This window comes from Subtercola frigoramans (assembly GCF_016907385.1).
GTDB classification, from domain to species: Bacteria; Actinomycetota; Actinomycetes; order Actinomycetales; family Microbacteriaceae; genus Subtercola; species Subtercola frigoramans.
Genome location: NZ_JAFBBU010000001.1, coordinates 2,978,905 through 2,994,226 on the forward strand (window position 1 = coordinate 2,978,905; position 15,322 = coordinate 2,994,226).

A 15,322-nucleotide genomic window follows, 5' to 3' on the forward strand; every position below is an offset into this window, starting at 1 on the left:
CATCATGTCTCTACTTCGTCGACGCGGCGTTCTCCCCACTGTCGCTGCCTCAATCGCGTTTATTGCCGGGATCCTGGTCAGAGGCTTTCTTCCACCGTTTGTCCTCGATGAGCCATTCTGGCGAGCATTTTGGAGCGGGCCACCTGCAGCGGGAATCTTTGCACTGGCGGGGGCGTGTGTAGCATTTGCAGCGGCCCGCGTCGGTGCGCAAATGGTTCGAAGAAATGCAGCGCGCGAAGAATGGTGGGACCGCGCCGAGTGGGCCCTGAACCTAGCGAGATCCCGTGCCGGTTCTGATCGATTCATTGGCCTCCGTACGCTTGCCGCCCTGAGGGACGAAGCGACTGCGACCGAACTTCAGATGATCATCGCCGTCACAGAGTCCGTCGTCGGCGACGAAGCGAACGTGGACTTTCTGTCGACTAGTGGAGAGAATTGACTCAGGAGGAACTGATCATGGACAGACCTAAGCGGCCAAGCGCACTTGCCGGGCTTATCGCCGCGGGCAAGGCAGACCCGATCACCGATGAGGAACGTGCAATTGTTGCCGAACTCCGTGCCTTCTACGAGAAGAAATACGGTGGCTCACCGCACAGCCGATCAGACCGGCAATCAATTCCGAAATCAGCCTGACGACCTGGAGGCTCAAGAACAACCCGGCATCGGGGCGATGTCGTGACCGGAACCGATGTATTCCAAGCTGAGCAGCAGGAAGCAGAGATTTCCTCCGCCCCCACCGCGTGGCGCCGTCATCTCTACCTCATGCTCGATGCCTACCGGGCCGAGCGTGCGCATCCGCTGCCCGAGCCGCCGATGACTGACGAGCAACTGTACGACGCGATGGTGCATCTCAGCACCAGGAACTGAGACCTTCCGGTATCACCCAGCGGGTGTTTCCGCTCGCTTGTTACCGCGTGTTTCGGGTCTGTGACAGCTCGTGTCCTCTCGTGTCAGGGGACCTTCGCGAGCGCCAATGCGTCGATTAGGTTCGGTGGCACACAGCGCATCCAGCAGCGCGGCCCGCCTCTACAGGAGCATCGTCATGTCCAAAAAGTCCCGTCGGAACAGCACCCTGATCGCTAGCGGGTTGATTGCCACCTTCGTGCTGTCGGCCTGCGCCGGCAATTCGGCAGCGCCCCAGGCAAACGCAACCAAGGTCGACGGAGGCACGATCGTCTACGGCCACCAGCAGGAACCGGCCTGCGTCTTCGGTGGCTGGATCGAGCAGGCCTATCTCTCGTCGAACGTTCTCGACGGCCTGGTCTCTCTCGACAGCGACCACAAGGTGGTTCCGTGGCTCGCCGACTCCTGGAGCGTGTCGAGTGACCAGCTGACCTGGACGCTGGGGCTCAAGAGCGGTGTGAAGTTCACCGACGGTACCCCGCTCACGGCGGGCGTCGTGGCCTACAACTTCGACTACTGGGTGGGCGGAGGCAACAGCACAGCGAAGGTCTGGCTCGATGGGTACTACAAATCCGCAACCGCCATCGACGACCAGACCGTGCAGATCACCCTCTCGCAGCCGTACCCCCGCCTCATCGACAATCTGACCCAGGGTTATTTCGGCATCCAGTCCCAGCACGCCCTCGAGACCCGCACCAAGGAGGAGAACTGCGAGGCACCGATCGGCTCGGGAGCCTTCGTCGTGAAGACCTGGAACCGCGGAACAGACATCATTCTCGACCGCAACAAGGACTACACCTCTCCCCCAGCCAATGCGAAACACACCGGGCCCGCGTATGTCGACAGCATCGACTGGAAATTCATTGCCGACCCGACCACCCGCTCAGCCTCACTCACTTCGGGCGAGACGAACGTCATCTACGACGTTCCCGCCATCGATTGGAAGAAGCTGGGCGACGCCGGGTTCCAGCTCGAGAAATATGTCACCCCGGGCCGCCCGCAGCAGCTGACGTTCAACACCCAGCAGGGCCCCTTCGTCGACGAGCAGGTCAGGCAGGCATTCGCGTACAGTCTCGATCGAAAGACCCTGGTCGACACGATCGGCCAAGGAGTGATTCCCTTCGAGGGCAACGGTGGCGTGAGCAAGGCGACCCCGGGCTACAGCCAGAAGGCGGCCGACACCTACACCTTCGATCTCGACAAGGCGAACTCTCTTCTCGACGCTGCCGGGTGGAGCGCGAAGAACTCCGACGGCTACCGCGAGAAGGATGGCACGGTGCTCGAGGTGGTGCTGCCCTACGGGGCCGGCTCGATCATCAACGCTGACGGTGCCTCCATTCTGCAAGGCGTGCAGGAGCAGGCGAAGTCGGCCGGCTTCAAGGTGAAGCTGATCCCGGTGCCGCAGAGCGAACTGTTCTCGGGTGCGTATTCCGCCCCCGACCAGAAGGACATCTCGGTGGGCTACTGGACGGCGGTGACCTCCGGAATCCTCTGGATAAACTACCGCCCGAGCACGGCAGACAACCCGAACTACAGCAACGACGCGTTTGTGAGCGACCAGACCCTGGCCGACCTCATCACGAAGGCCAACGGTATCTCCGACGTCGATGCGCAGAATGCGGTGTACGAACAGGCACAGGAATACATCGCCGATCACGCGCTCTCGATCGGCCTCTACGACCGACTGAGCTCCCTGGCTGTGTCTCCGTCGCTCAAGGACGTCTGGCAGGAGAATGCGCAAGGAGGGCCGATCTTCTATGACGCGTACTTCGTCAAGTAGCGTCATCGACTCTGGTTCGGGCACCGCCGTGTTCGAACCAGAGCGGCGCTCTCGGGTCGGCACCCGGCTGCGATTCATCGGCGGCAAACTGATCGGTGCCGCAATCGTGCTCTTCGGTGCTGCCACCGTCGCCTTCTTCGCGCAGGTGTCACTGCCGGGCGACAGGGCCACGGTCATCCTGAACATTCGCGCCGGCCAGGCGATCCAGAGAACACCCGAAGAGCTGCAGCAGATCAACGAGCAGTACGGGTTGTTGCACCCCCTCCTGGTGCAGTATCTCGACTATATGCGGGGCCTGGTCGTCGGCAATCTCGGCATCTCGTACCAGCAGTACAAGCCCGTCTCGGCCGTGATCTTCGAGCAGATCGGCCCGACCATCGTGCTGACGCTCACGGCGATCGCGCTCTCGTGGGTGATTCTCATCGTCTGGGTCACGCTGACGGCAGGGCGCGGGCCGCGGGTCAGTGCGCTCGGTTCAGTGGTCGACACGACAACAGCGGGGCTGCCCGCATACTGGCTCGGCATCATCCTGCTGCTGGTGTTCTCGGTCGGCCTGGGCTGGTTTCCCGTCATCGGCGGTACGAACCCGAACGGGCTCTTTCTCCCCGCGGTGACCCTGGCGATCCCCCTCGCCGGGTTCATGGGCCAGGCGACACGAACCGAGTTCGAGCGCACCCTGCAGCAGCCGTTCATCATCACCGCGCGGATGAGGGGCATGGGCGATTGGGGCATCAGACTGCACCACGTGCTGCGGCATTCCTCGCTGGCGGCGGTCACCCTGACGGGCTGGGCGCTGGGCGCGACCATCTCCGGCGCGGTCATCGTCGAAACGGTGTTCACCCGAGCCGGCATCGGCAAGGTGCTCGTCTCGGCCGTCAATGCCCAGGACCTGCCGGTGGTGACGGGCATCGTCGTTCTCATCGCGGCGCTCTATGTGGTCGCGAACCTCCTCGTCGATGTGGCGTACAGCCTGATCGACCCCCGATTGGCGAAATCATGACACAACTCGACCAGAGCACGACTCCCCTGCCCACTGCACCCCGCAGAGTGTTCAGGGTGCCCATCGGGCTCCTGCTGTCGGCAGCGGCGGCGATCTTCTTCGCCGTCGCGCTGATCTGGCCGTCGGTGTTGGCCACGCATGACCCCTATGCGCTCAACCTGACGCACGCCCTTCACGCGCCCTCGTTCGAGTTCCTGTTCGGCACAGACGAATCCGGCCGCGACCTCTACAGCCGCGTCATCTACGGCACGGGGTTGTCGCTCTCGATCGGGCTCGGCGCCACGGCGGTGAGTATCACTCTCGCGGTGATCCTGGGTTCGATTGCGGCGTTGGCGGGCCGCTTCGCTGCCGGCACGGTGAACCGGATGATCGAGATCCTGTTCGCCTTTCCGACACTGTTGCTGGCGCTGCTCATCGTGGCCATTCTCGGCCCCTCGGTGATGGCGCAGATCCTCGCGGTGGGGATCGGCACGGCGCCAGGGTACGCACGCATCATCCGCGGGCAGATCCTGTCGGCGAAGGGCTCGGGCTACGTCGAAGCGGCCACTGCGCACGGCCACAGCCGCGGGCTCATTCTGCGCCAGCACATTCTCCCCAATGCACTGCGGCCACTCGTGGCGATCATCACGCTGTCGGTCGGGCAATCGATTGTCTGGGCATCCGGGCTCTCGTTCCTCGGGCTCGGTGTGGCGCCGCCCTCGCCCGAATGGGGAGCACTGCTCGACGCGGGCAAGACCTACATCACGCAGGCCTGGTGGCTGACCGTCATCCCCGGGCTCGTGATCGTGGCCGTCGCACTGTCGGCGACGACGCTCGGCAAGTACCTGCAGAACGCAATCGAGAAGGGCGAGAAATGACGCAGACGGCAGAGCGCGCAACCGGGGCGACTACGAACGCTGTGAGCCTGGGCACGCGTGGGGGCCACCTTCGCGTCTCGAAGCTCAATGTGAGCTTCACGCGGGGTGGCCGGAGTCACCACGTCGTGCACGACGTCTCGTTCGATCTTGGGCCGGGGTCATGCATCGCCATCGTCGGGGAGTCGGGTTCGGGTAAGAGCGTGACCGCCCTGTCGATTGTGGGGCTCACCGGCCGGAACGCCACGGTGACGTCTGAGGCGTTGCTGCTCGACGACACCGACCTGGCACAGACCTCCGAGCGTGAGTGGAAGAGCATTCGCGGGCGACGGATCGGTTTCATCCTGCAGGATGCGCTCGTTTCGCTCGACCCCCTCCGCCCTGTCGGGAAGGAGATCGACGAAGCCCTGCGCCTGCACAATTGGGGCAACAGAAAGACCCGCAAGAAGAAGGTGATCGACCTGCTCGACTCGGTCGGTGTGCCTGCGCCTGAAGACCGGGCGCGCCAGCGGCCCGACGAGCTTTCGGGCGGCCTCAGGCAGCGGGCGCTGATCGCCTCGGCGATCGCTCTCGGCCCAGACATCGTGATCGCCGACGAGCCGACCACGGCGCTCGACGTGACGGTTCAGGCGCAGGTGCTGTCGCTGATCGAGGAGATGAAGGCACAGGGAACCTCGATCATCCTGATCAGCCATGATCTGTCGGTCGTGGCCCAGCTCGCCGATCACATTCTCGTCATGAAGGGCGGCTTCGTCGTCGAAAGCGGCGAGGCCACCCAGGTGCTGACCGCGCCGGCGCACGATTACACGAAGAGTCTCATCAACGCGGTTCCCGGCGCGCACACCAGGGACACCCCGCTCGGGCCGCCGCTCGACATCGTGGCTCTGCCCCACCCGGCCGCTGTGAGGGAGGAGTTTCTGGACTACGAGGGCCCGGTTCTGGAGGCGACCGAGCTGGTCAAGAGCTTTCGGAAGCCCGATGGCACCCGGAGCCGTGTTGTCGACGGCGTCTCGTTCACTCTCGAGAGGGGCACGACACTCGGTATCGTGGGTGAATCGGGGTCGGGAAAGAGCACGACCGCGCGGCTTGCACTTGCACTCTCAGAACCGGATTCCGGCTCGGTGACGCTGCTCGGGCGCCCGTGGACGTCCATTCCTGAGAAGCAGCGTCGGCGTTTGAGAAAGCGCATCTCCGTCGTGTATCAAGACCCGCTCAGCTCGTTCGACCCGCGCTGGACGGCGGAGCGCATCCTGCTCGACAGCCTTCCCGACCAGGAGCCCCTCAGCGCACAGCAGAAACGCGAACGCGTTCTCGAACTCGCGCGGCGGGTCGGGCTCAGCCCCGAGATTCTCTCCCGATTCCCGCTGAACCTCTCGGGCGGGCAACGCCAGCGCATCGCCATCGCCCGTGCCCTCGCTCCCTCACCCTCGGTCATCGTGCTCGACGAGGCGGTCTCGGCGCTCGACGTCTCGATCCAGGCCCAGATCCTCGATCTGTTGGTCGAACTGCAGAAGCAACTCGCGTTGAGCTACCTCTTCATTTCGCACGACCTCGGGGTGATCAGCCACATGAGCGACCAGGTGCTCGTCATGAAAGACGGCGTCGTGGTCGAACGCGGCACCCCCGACGACATCTTCGTTCGGCCCCAACACCCGTACACGCAGAAGCTGGTGCAGTCGCTGCTCACCCTCGAATCCAAGGGCTGACTCTCCCGGCCCACTCCTCCCTCACACCCTTGCTCCTCTCCCCCACTACTCAGAAACCGGATGCCCGTCATGAGCCACTCGCTCGAAACCCCCAAACCGCTTCACTTCAATGCCTTCGTCATGAACACCACCTCGCACATCCATCACGGGCAATGGCGCAGGCCGGACGCCGGGCAGACGCAGTTCAACGATGTGCAGACCTGGATCGATCTCGCCAAGCTCCTCGAAGACGCCAAGTTCGATGCCATCTTCTTCGCCGACGTCAGCGGGCTCTACGGCGACTCCGACGCAGACTTCGATGTCTACGTCACAGAGGGTCTGCAGATCCCGAGCAACGACCCGACCGTTCTGCTGAGCGCGCTTGCTGTCAATACGACCAACCTCGGGCTCGCGTTGACGTCGAACGTGGTGCAGAGCCACCCGTTCCATTTCGCCCGGCAGATCTCCACCCTCGACCACATCTCGAATGGGCGGATCGCCTGGAACATCGTCACCGGCGTTCAAGACAACGGTGCCCGAAACTTCGGTCTCTCTCAGCTCACGGACCACGCCGAACGGTACGAATGGGCAGCTGAATACGTCGACGTGACCTACAAGCTGTGGGAAGGCTCGTGGGACGAGGGTGCGCTCATCCAGGACCGCGAGAACAGCACGCACGCCGACCCCTCGAAGATCCACAAGATCCACCACGAAGGCAAACGGTACAAAGTCGAAGGCCCCCACCTGCCGTCGCCGTCACTGCAACGCACCCCCGTGCTGTACCAGGCAGGGTCGTCAGCTTCTGGTCGAGCCTTCGCCGCACAGAACGCCGAGGCCGTCTTCATCATCTCGCCGAGCCCAGCTGTGGCCAAGCAGCAGATCGACGAGACGCGTGCGCAGGCAGTAGCTCTCGGAAGGCAGGCAGACGACATCAAATTCTTCCAGGGACTCAGCTTCATCGTCGGTGACACCGCGGAAGAGGCCCAAGCCCTCGCGGCCGAATACGACACGTACGTCAGCGTCGACGGCTACGCCGCCCACGCGGCGATCGTCGACAAGAGCGGGCGCGTCTATGACCCGCAGACGCCCTTGAAAGACGTCGACACGAATACGGCAAAGGGGTTCCTCGAATGGATCTCCCGCTACATCACCGACCGTGAACCGGTCGTCGCCGATCTTGCCCACCTCCAGGCCCGCAACACGCGCGTGGTCGGCACGGCCGAGCAGATTGCCGACCAGCTCGAACTCTGGCAGGCAGCCGGTGTCGACGGCATCAACGTGATCAACTGGGTGATTCCCGGGTCATTCGCCGAGTTCGCCGAACGCGTTCTTCCCGTACTTCGCGAGCGCGGCCTGGCCCAGAGCGACTACGCAGAAGGCCCCCTGCGCCAGAAACTCTTCGGGCAACCGCGACTCAACGACCGACACCCCGCAGCGAAGTACCGGGGCGCGTTCGCCGAATCGCGTGCAGGGGTGTGAGAAGGACATGAGCCGCCCTCTGCCCGGGAGCTCTGAAACGCCAGGGCCCGCCGCACGCGAACTCGAGGGTGTGCTAACCGTGGATGGCGAGTCAGAAACAGGGCTGCTCATCGATGTCTCGCGACAGCGTGTCGTCATCGACGGTTCGGCCGTGCACCTGACGTTTCGAGAGTTCGCTCTGCTCTGCTTCCTGGTCGAGCGTGAAGGAGTGACCCTGCACCGGAGCGAAATCGCGTCCGCAGACAACGCGTTCATCGGTAGCGTCAAAACGCGAACAATCGACGTGCACATCAAGCGGCTGCGCAGAAAACTGGAGCCGTATGGCGACGTCATCCGCACCCAGCGCGGCTTCGGCTACCGTTTCGACCGAAGGGCCCAGGTTCGCGTCACCACGTCGGGGTGAAAACGACTCCGCTGCATGCTGCCGTCTGGGCCGCAGTGCGATGATCGTGGAGTGAGTGACAGCAACAAACCGCGCCCGCCAGATACACAGACAGTCGAACTGGTGGGCGGCCCCGAGGCGATCGACGTTGAACTGCAGAGCTACGACCCACAGTGGCCCGTCATTTACGCCGAACACCGGCAACGAATAGTGGATGCCCTCACAGACGTTGCCGTCACCATCGAGCACATCGGCTCCACCTCGGTCGACGGCCTCGCAGCGAAGCCGATCATCGACATTGTCGTGATGGTGCCAGATATCACGGCCGAAGAGGACTACCTCGACCCGCTCCTTGCGGCCGGCTACGTGTTGCGCGTTCGCGAGCCGGCGCACCGCCTCGTTCGCACGCCCGCGCGCGACGTTCATGTTCACCTGCTCGAACACGGTGATCCTGCCGTCGACGAGTACCTTCTGCTGCGCGATCATCTGCGTTCCAACGCCGACGACCGCGCGCTCTACGAGAGCACCAAGCGGAGCCTGCTCACCAAGCGGTGGGCAGACATGAACGACTACGCCGACGCGAAGACCACGGTCATCCTCGCCATCAAGGCGCGGGCACGGGCCGCGCACGATGCGTGACAACCGCAAGCCCGTGTTCACACCTGGTTCCACCGCATAACGTTGCAGGATGACCGAAGAAACGAGCACTCCCACGGGTGAGGTTGCTGTGGCGGGCCGGCGAGCGCGACTCCTCGAGCTGGTCTACCGCGTCGGCATCATCATCAAAGGCATCGACGGGCTCATCGAGCTCGTGGCCGGGCTCCTTCTCTGGGTGGCGCCCGGTCTTCTCCGCGCCGCGCTTGCACCACTGGTACGCACCGACTCCGACGACGAGACCCTTCGGCTGTTCATTGCCCAGTACGCCGGCCGCCTCGACGCAACGCTTGCCGCTGGCGCGAGCGCGTTCGTGATCGTGTTCCTGCTCACCCATGGGGTCGTCAAACTCGTGCTCGTCTACTGCCTGCTCAAGGAATACCGGTGGGTCTACCCGTATGCGCTGGCCGTGCTCGGGCTTTTCGCCGCTTACCAGATCTATACGGTCATCCAGAAGCCAAGCCTGGGCCTGATCGTTCTCGCCCTACTCGACATCGTCATCATCTGGCTCGTCTGGCGAGAATGGCGAACCCTTACACGGGCCGCACGCCTCAGTGCCGCGTGATCGAATACCGGTGCTCGGGGCGCCCGGTCTGGCCATAGCGGAGTTCGAGTTTGACGGCGCCGATCTGCTCGAGCTGGGCCAGGTAGCGCTGGGCTGTGGCTCGGCTGATGCCGACCTGGCCTGCGATTTCTGAGGCGGAGAGGCCGGAGCCCCTCGCACTCATCGATTTGTAGACGAGCTGCAGCGTCGGGGCGAGGTGTTCGATGTCAGACGCGGGAGTTTCCGCAGGTGGCAGTCGCAGCATCTCGAAGAGCTGGTCGACGTCTGACTGACCAGCGTCTTCTGGCCAGTCGGCAATAGCAGCACGAGCCGACCGCACGGCAGTGAGTCGCTCGGCCAGGGCTCTGAAGCCGAACGGCTTTACGAGGTAGTGAACGACCCCCAGCTGAATTGCGGTGCGCACTGCATCGATATCGGTGGCCGCTGAAATGACCAGGACGACGGGCGGTGCGGGGCTGTCGAGGATGACCCGGGCGACATCGAGGCCGTCACCGTCGGGCAGGTAGATGTCCATGAGAACAAGGTCGGGGCGGAGTCGCTGTGCCATCTCCAGCGCGTCAGCGGCCGTGTGTGCTTTTCCCACGACATGGAAGCCCGGCAGCTTTTCGACGAATCCCTCGTGCACGGAGGCGACCCGGAAGTCGTCGTCGACGATCAGGGTTGCGATCGATGCTTCCGTCATGACGTTACCGCCGCTGATTCTGCGAGTGCAGGTGAACGCGGAAGAACGATCAGAAAGCTCGCGCCCGGGTCGCCGGCGACACTGATGGTTCCGCCGAGGTCGGCTACGGCGCGCTGAACGAGAGACAGGCCGAGGCCGCTGTGGCGCATGGCCAGGCCGCGTTTCGTCGAGTAGCCGTTTCTGAACATCTGCGGAATCACACTCGTAGGAATGCCTGGCCCGTTGTCGCCGACGCTCACCCTGACCTCGTTTTCGGATTCCACGATGCCGACCTGAACCCGCCGAGGCGCCGGAATTCCAGCCACCGCGTCGAAGGCGTTGTCGATCAGGTTGCCGAGAATCGTCGTGAGCGCCTGCACTCTGTCGGGCGAAGCGCCGACGAAGGTCTCGGGATCGAGGGTGAGTTGTATTCCCCGCTCGTTCGCCTCTGCGGCTTTGCCGAGCATCAGGCCGATGATCTGCGGCGCTGCGATGCGGCTTCGAAGGTTCTGGTCGAGGTCGGCTGCTGTTCCGCGGATCTCGTTGACGTATTCGAGGGCCTCCTCGGGTCGCCCGAGCTCGAGTAGCCCAGCGATGCCGTGCATGCGGTTGCTGAATTCGTGCTGTTGCGCCCGCATCGACTCGGTCAGGCTCCGCTCGCCGTCGAGTTCCCGGCTCAGGGCCTCCACCACGGTTCGATCCTGAAGGGTCACGACCACACCGTGCGGTTGCCCTGAAAGGGTGACCGGCATCCGGTTCAGCACAATCCACAAGTCGTCAGTCAACATGATCTGGTCGGTCACGACACTCGTGCCCGTGAGGGCGTCTCGCACCGGGCCGGGCGGAAGCACGTCTTCCACGCGGTGCCCGACGACGTTGCCTGCAAGGTTCAACAGACGCTGCGCTTCGTCGTTGTTGACGCTGATGCGCCCGGCAGGGTCGATGGCGATGACGCCCTCGCGGATGCCGTGGAGGGTGGCCTCCCTCTCCTGCAGCAGGCGCGCGATCTCATCGAGCTCGAGACCGAAGGTTCGCTTCTTCAGCAGCCTCGACAGGCCGAAGGAAGCCAGGCCGCCCAGCAGCAGCATCACGACGAACCAGACTCCGTACGAGGGCAACTGCGTCAGCAACGCGCTCGAGACAGAGTCTTCTTCTATGCCCACGGAGACCTCACCGATGAAGGAGTGATCTGACGAGTACAGCGGGGCGATCGCGTTGGCTGTTGTTCCCGTCGAGCCGTTGTTTACCCTCAGATGCACCTGCCCGTCGGTCGCGACCAGGGGCTCGGAGACGGGTTTGCCGATCAGTGCCCTGTTGGGGTGGGAGACCCGGATGGAGTTCTCGTCGATCACGACGACATAGGCAGCACCGGTTGCGCCTGCAGTTGCCAGCGCCAGTTGTTGCACTTCTGCATCACAGGAGGCGTTCCGTGAAGCCAGGCACGACTGCACCGACGCGTTTTGTGCGAACGTCTGGGCGATCACAGCAGCGCGAGCCTGGTATTCGTCGTCGAGGTTACTTCGTGCGGTGGTGGCGAAAAGAAGGAACCCGATCGCCGTGGAGGCGGTCAGAATCACCAGATGTGCCAGGAACATCTGGGTCGAGAGCTTTCTGATCCGCCATTGCATCACTTGATTGTTGCACTCGAACGCGTGAGCGTAATGCGCAGAAGTCACCTCTTATGAGCACAACCGGCGCATGGCGCAGAAGCGCGACAGGGCATGCGGCTCGCTGGCAACCTCGGTATGCACACGCAACGAGGCAGTGCACAGACAGAGAGGTCAAACGCATGGGCACCACAAACAGCACCCCCAAGCGCACACCCGTGGCCCCCGGGGTAGCCGATGACGCGGCACGAATCGACATCGTCAACCTGACCAAGAGGTTCCTCACGCCGAAAGGGGCGCCCTTCACCGCAATCAAGGATGTCTCCCTCACGGTCGAGGCCGGCCAGTTCTGCGCCATCGTCGGGCCGACCGGATGCGGCAAGTCGACAACGCTCGCGCAGGTCTCCGGCCTCGAACGACCCAGCGGCGGCTCGGTGCAGGTCGGCGGCCACCTCGTCGATGGCATTACCGAAGGCGTCAGTTACATGTTCCAGGCGGATTCACTCTTCCCCTGGAAGACGGTGCTCCAGAACGTGATGGTCGGGCCGATTCTTCTCGGCACATCGAAGAAGAACGCGACAGTGCTCGCCATCGACTGGTTGCGTCGAGTCGGTCTCGCAGGCTTCGAGGATCGATACCCTCATCAACTCTCCGGTGGCATGCGAAAGCGGGTCGCGATGGCCGCGGCCCTGATCAACAATCCGCGCATCCTGCTCATGGACGAGCCGTTCGGCGCGCTGGACGTGCAGACCAAGGCGATCATGCAGACCGAACTCCTCGGCCTGTGGGAGGAGCTTCGCCCGTCAGTCCTGTTCATCACCCACGACCTCGACGAGGCTGTGGCGTTGTCAGACCGAGTCGTGATCATGACCTCCAGCCCAGGAACGGTCAAAGACATCTTCGACATCGACCTGCCGCGACCGCGCGGCGACGTGCAGACGCTCAGGCACGAGAGGCGATTCATCGAGCTCCAGACCCAGATCTGGGAATCCCTGCGGGACGAAGTCACCCGCGCCTACGAGCTCTCGGCAGGAGTTGCAGCATGAGCACGATCGTTCAGCCGACAACCGGAATCACCTCGGTCACTCCGAGGCGCCGCGGCCCTGCTGCCCCTCAGTCGGAATCGGAGCTACAGGCCTCCGCCCGTCGGGCCCGAACTCGCAACATGATCTGGGTCTGGGTGGGCCGAATTGCCGTCGCAGTCTTCGTGATCGGCGGCTGGCAGCTCTTCACGCAACTCAAATGGGTCGATCCGTTCTTCTACGGGCAGCCCACCCAGATCTGGGACGCGCTCGTTACCCTGTTCACCAAGGGCACAGCATTTGGATCGATCTGGGACCAACTCTGGGTGACGGTACAGGAGGCGCTTTTCGGGTTCCTGTTCGGCACGATCGCGGGAATCATCATCGGAATTCTGCTCGGTTCGAACAGGTACCTGTCCAACGTGTTCAGCCCCTATATCAAGGTGCTCAACTCGATCCCCCGCATCGTGCTCGGATCGATCTTCATCGTCGCTTTCGGCCTCGGCATCTTTCCGAAGATCCTTCTCGCCGCGGTGCTGGTGTTCTTCGCCGTCTTCTTCAACGCCTACCAGGGCGTCAGGGAAGTCGACCAGAACCTGATCGCGAACGTGCGCGTACTCGGCGCCTCGCCGCTGCAGATCGCCCGGCACGTGACCATTCCTTCTGCCATGACGTGGATCATCGCCAGCCTGCACACGGCGTTCGGATTCGCGATCATCGGCGCGCTCGTAGCGGAGGTTCTCGGGGCGCAGAAGGGCATCGGGTTGATCATCAGTCAATCCCAGGGCCGCTTCGACCCGAACACCGTGTTCGCCTGCATGGTGATCATGGCCATCATCACGCTCGGCGCTGAGTACCTCATCACCCTGCTCGAGCGATCCGTTCTGAAGTGGCGGCCACCCGTGCGCTCTGAGTCCCAGTCGATCTGACGCGCCAGTCCGAGCATCCATACCGGCCACGGCGGAGCCTGTCACAGCAACTCTGCAGCGCGCCAACCCAGACCCGTCGCGCGCGCCCGCGAGCGACGTCACCGAAAGGAAAGTCACACACGATGAAAAAGCACAGCATCGTCGCTGTCGCCTCCGCCGTAGCAGCATTGTCGCTGGTACTCGCGGGTTGCAGTGGCACAGGAAGCCCGAGCGCAACGGGGACGGATGGAGCAGCCCTCCCGACCGCCACCATGATGGTCGGCGGCATCGACAAGCAGATCTACCTGCCGTACCAACTCGCCGAGAGCCTCGGGTTCTACAAGAAGTACGGCGTCAACATGCAGCTGTCGACCGAACAGAACGGCGGAGTCGGCGCTGAAGAGGCCATGATCTCCGGCCAGGTCAACTTCTCCGGCGCCTGGTACATCCACGCCCCCGATTTTCAGACCAAGGGCAAGAACGTCATCAACCTGGTGCAGCTCTCAGGCGCACCGGGCGAGCGGCTCATGTGCAGCCCCGCGGCCAACGTCAAGACGCCCGCCGACATCCGAGGCAAGAAGATGGGCGTGACAGACCTCGGCTCGGGCACTGACCAGCTCACCCAGTTCGTCGCGTCGAAGGGTGGCGTGGCGAAGACCGACTACACGACCGTCGCAGTACACGCTGGCGCGACCGCGATCGCCGCCATCCAGCGCGGTGAGGCCGACTGCGTCATGACGACCCAGCCCACCGTGGCCGCACTCGAATCGCAGGGCCTGGCGGTGTCGGCACTCGACCTCGCGACCACCGCGGGTGCCCAACAGAACCTCGGCGGCGCGTGGCCGGCTGCGGGTCTGCTCGCCCAGGCCGACTGGGTCGACAAGAACAAGGATGTGACTCAGAAAGTCGTGACGGCACTCGTCGCAACGATGGACTGGATGCACACCCACACCGCACAGGACGTCGCCGACGCACTCCCGCAGGACTTCGTGCAGAACAGCACGGTCTCCAAGGATCAGTACGTCGCGGCCCTGAAGGCTGACTACGGGCAATTCCTGCCCGACGGCCTGATGCCCGCCGGCGGCCCGAAGACGATCTTCCAGATGGAGAACGCCATCGGCACCGACGTCAGCAACGTCAGCTTCGGATCGACCTTCACCCAGGAGTATGTGCAGGCCGCTCTCAAGCAGCTCGGCATCACGCCGACAACCACAGCGGCCGACACCACAGCCGGCTGAGTCTGACACCCACCTACAAGGCGAGTGGCCTGCACGCATGCGTGTGGGCCACTCGCCTTGTTTTCTGCGTCAGTACTGGGCCATCGGTCACGTGATTCACAGCGTTACCGGTGGGTTTCGGCACGATCGCGGTTCCCGCAGGCTCGATCGGAGGGTACTGCCAGCCGGAGCTCGTCAACGCGGCCCACATCATCAATGCCGGCTGTGATGCCGGAGTCGGCGTGCACACGCAGACCATCGGAGTCATGACGGCCATGGGCGAATCCGGTCTTGTCAACCTCGACTACGGCGACGCCGCGGGCGCCGACAGTCGCGGATTGTTCCAACAACGAGACAACGGCGCGTGGGGGTCACTGGCCGATCGAATGGACCCCTACACAGCCGCCACCAACTTCTTCGACGCCCGGATGAGAGTCCCGGAGTGGACGAGTCTCACCCCGACCCAGGCTGCGCACGCCGTGCAGGCGAATGCAGACCCGAATTACTACACGAGCTACTGGTCCAGTGCCCAGACAGTGGTGACGGCACTCGCCACCGGGTAGACAGTCACGAGGGTCTACCCCCACTTCGGGGTGGCAGCCGTC

16 protein-coding genes are annotated in these 15,322 nt (G+C 63.6%); 14 read left to right on the forward strand and 2 right to left on the reverse strand.

Going from position 1 to position 15,322, the window contains the following annotated elements:
- Positions 1-456: 456 nt before the first annotated feature.
- The 10 genes from JOE66_RS13990 (at position 457) to JOE66_RS14035 (ending at position 9,302) form a co-directional block, all read left to right on the forward strand.
- Positions 457-633, forward strand: coding sequence for a hypothetical protein (locus tag JOE66_RS13990; RefSeq protein ID WP_205110398.1), 177 nt, complete (start codon positions 457-459; stop codon positions 631-633).
- Between the two features lie 42 nt (positions 634-675).
- Positions 676-867, forward strand: coding sequence for a hypothetical protein (locus tag JOE66_RS13995; protein ID WP_205110400.1), 192 nt, complete (start codon positions 676-678; stop codon positions 865-867).
- Positions 868-1,042: 175 nt separating this feature from the next.
- On the forward strand, positions 1,043-2,683 hold the full coding sequence (locus JOE66_RS14000) for an ABC transporter substrate-binding protein (RefSeq protein WP_205110402.1): 1,641 nt from the start codon (positions 1,043-1,045) through the stop codon (positions 2,681-2,683).
- Positions 2,661-3,683, forward strand: a complete 1,023-nt coding sequence (locus tag JOE66_RS14005) for an ABC transporter permease (RefSeq protein ID WP_205110404.1) — start codon at positions 2,661-2,663, stop codon at positions 3,681-3,683. Before JOE66_RS14000 ends, JOE66_RS14005 begins: the two co-directional genes overlap by 23 nt.
- Positions 3,680-4,540 (forward strand): ABC transporter permease, encoded by an 861-nt coding sequence (locus JOE66_RS14010; RefSeq protein ID WP_205110406.1) that lies wholly within the window; start codon positions 3,680-3,682, stop codon positions 4,538-4,540. Before JOE66_RS14005 ends, JOE66_RS14010 begins: the two co-directional genes overlap by 4 nt.
- Positions 4,537-6,243 carry a dipeptide ABC transporter ATP-binding protein gene (locus tag JOE66_RS14015; protein ID WP_205110408.1) on the forward strand — a complete coding sequence of 569 codons (1,707 nt, stop codon included), beginning with the start codon at positions 4,537-4,539 and terminating at the stop codon, positions 6,241-6,243. Before JOE66_RS14010 ends, JOE66_RS14015 begins: the two co-directional genes overlap by 4 nt.
- A gap of 69 nt (positions 6,244-6,312) precedes the next feature.
- Complete coding sequence (locus tag JOE66_RS14020) at positions 6,313-7,701, forward strand: NtaA/DmoA family FMN-dependent monooxygenase (protein WP_205110410.1); 1,389 nt, start codon at positions 6,313-6,315, stop codon at positions 7,699-7,701.
- A gap of 79 nt (positions 7,702-7,780) precedes the next feature.
- Positions 7,781-8,104: a winged helix-turn-helix domain-containing protein gene (locus JOE66_RS14025; protein ID WP_205110412.1), complete on the forward strand. Its 324-nt coding sequence runs from the start codon at positions 7,781-7,783 to the stop codon at positions 8,102-8,104.
- A 51-nt stretch (positions 8,105-8,155) separates the two neighbouring features.
- Positions 8,156-8,722 (forward strand): GrpB family protein, encoded by a 567-nt coding sequence (locus tag JOE66_RS14030; protein WP_307827217.1) that lies wholly within the window; start codon positions 8,156-8,158, stop codon positions 8,720-8,722.
- A gap of 49 nt (positions 8,723-8,771) precedes the next feature.
- Positions 8,772-9,302 carry a DUF2127 domain-containing protein gene (locus tag JOE66_RS14035; protein WP_205110416.1) on the forward strand — a complete coding sequence of 177 codons (531 nt, stop codon included), beginning with the start codon at positions 8,772-8,774 and terminating at the stop codon, positions 9,300-9,302.
- Here JOE66_RS14035 and JOE66_RS14040 read toward each other — a convergent pair.
- Both JOE66_RS14040 and JOE66_RS14045 read right to left on the reverse strand, forming a co-directional pair.
- On the reverse strand, positions 9,289-9,984 hold the full coding sequence (locus tag JOE66_RS14040) for a response regulator (RefSeq protein ID WP_205110418.1): 696 nt from the start codon (positions 9,982-9,984) through the stop codon (positions 9,289-9,291). The two genes, JOE66_RS14035 and JOE66_RS14040, sit on opposite strands and share 14 nt — an antisense overlap.
- On the reverse strand, positions 9,981-11,591 hold the full coding sequence (locus JOE66_RS14045) for a sensor histidine kinase (protein WP_205110420.1): 1,611 nt from the start codon (positions 11,589-11,591) through the stop codon (positions 9,981-9,983). Before JOE66_RS14045 ends, JOE66_RS14040 begins: the two co-directional genes overlap by 4 nt.
- A 161-nt stretch (positions 11,592-11,752) precedes the next feature.
- Here JOE66_RS14045 and JOE66_RS14050 point away from each other — a divergent pair, with 161 nt between their 5' ends.
- The 4 genes from JOE66_RS14050 (at position 11,753) to JOE66_RS14065 (ending at position 15,280) form a co-directional block, all read left to right on the forward strand.
- Positions 11,753-12,616 carry an ABC transporter ATP-binding protein gene (locus JOE66_RS14050; RefSeq protein WP_205110422.1) on the forward strand — a complete coding sequence of 288 codons (864 nt, stop codon included), beginning with the start codon at positions 11,753-11,755 and terminating at the stop codon, positions 12,614-12,616.
- The gene (locus tag JOE66_RS14055; protein WP_205110424.1) at positions 12,613-13,521 is read left to right on the forward strand and encodes an ABC transporter permease; all 909 of its coding nucleotides are present in this window, start codon (positions 12,613-12,615) and stop codon (positions 13,519-13,521) included. Before JOE66_RS14050 ends, JOE66_RS14055 begins: the two co-directional genes overlap by 4 nt.
- Before the next feature lie 122 nt (positions 13,522-13,643).
- Positions 13,644-14,738, forward strand: a complete 1,095-nt coding sequence (locus JOE66_RS14060) for an ABC transporter substrate-binding protein (protein ID WP_205110426.1) — start codon at positions 13,644-13,646, stop codon at positions 14,736-14,738.
- Between the two features lie 110 nt (positions 14,739-14,848).
- Positions 14,849-15,280, forward strand: a complete 432-nt coding sequence (locus JOE66_RS14065) for a hypothetical protein (RefSeq protein WP_205110428.1) — start codon at positions 14,849-14,851, stop codon at positions 15,278-15,280.
- Positions 15,281-15,322: the final 42 nt, after the last annotated feature.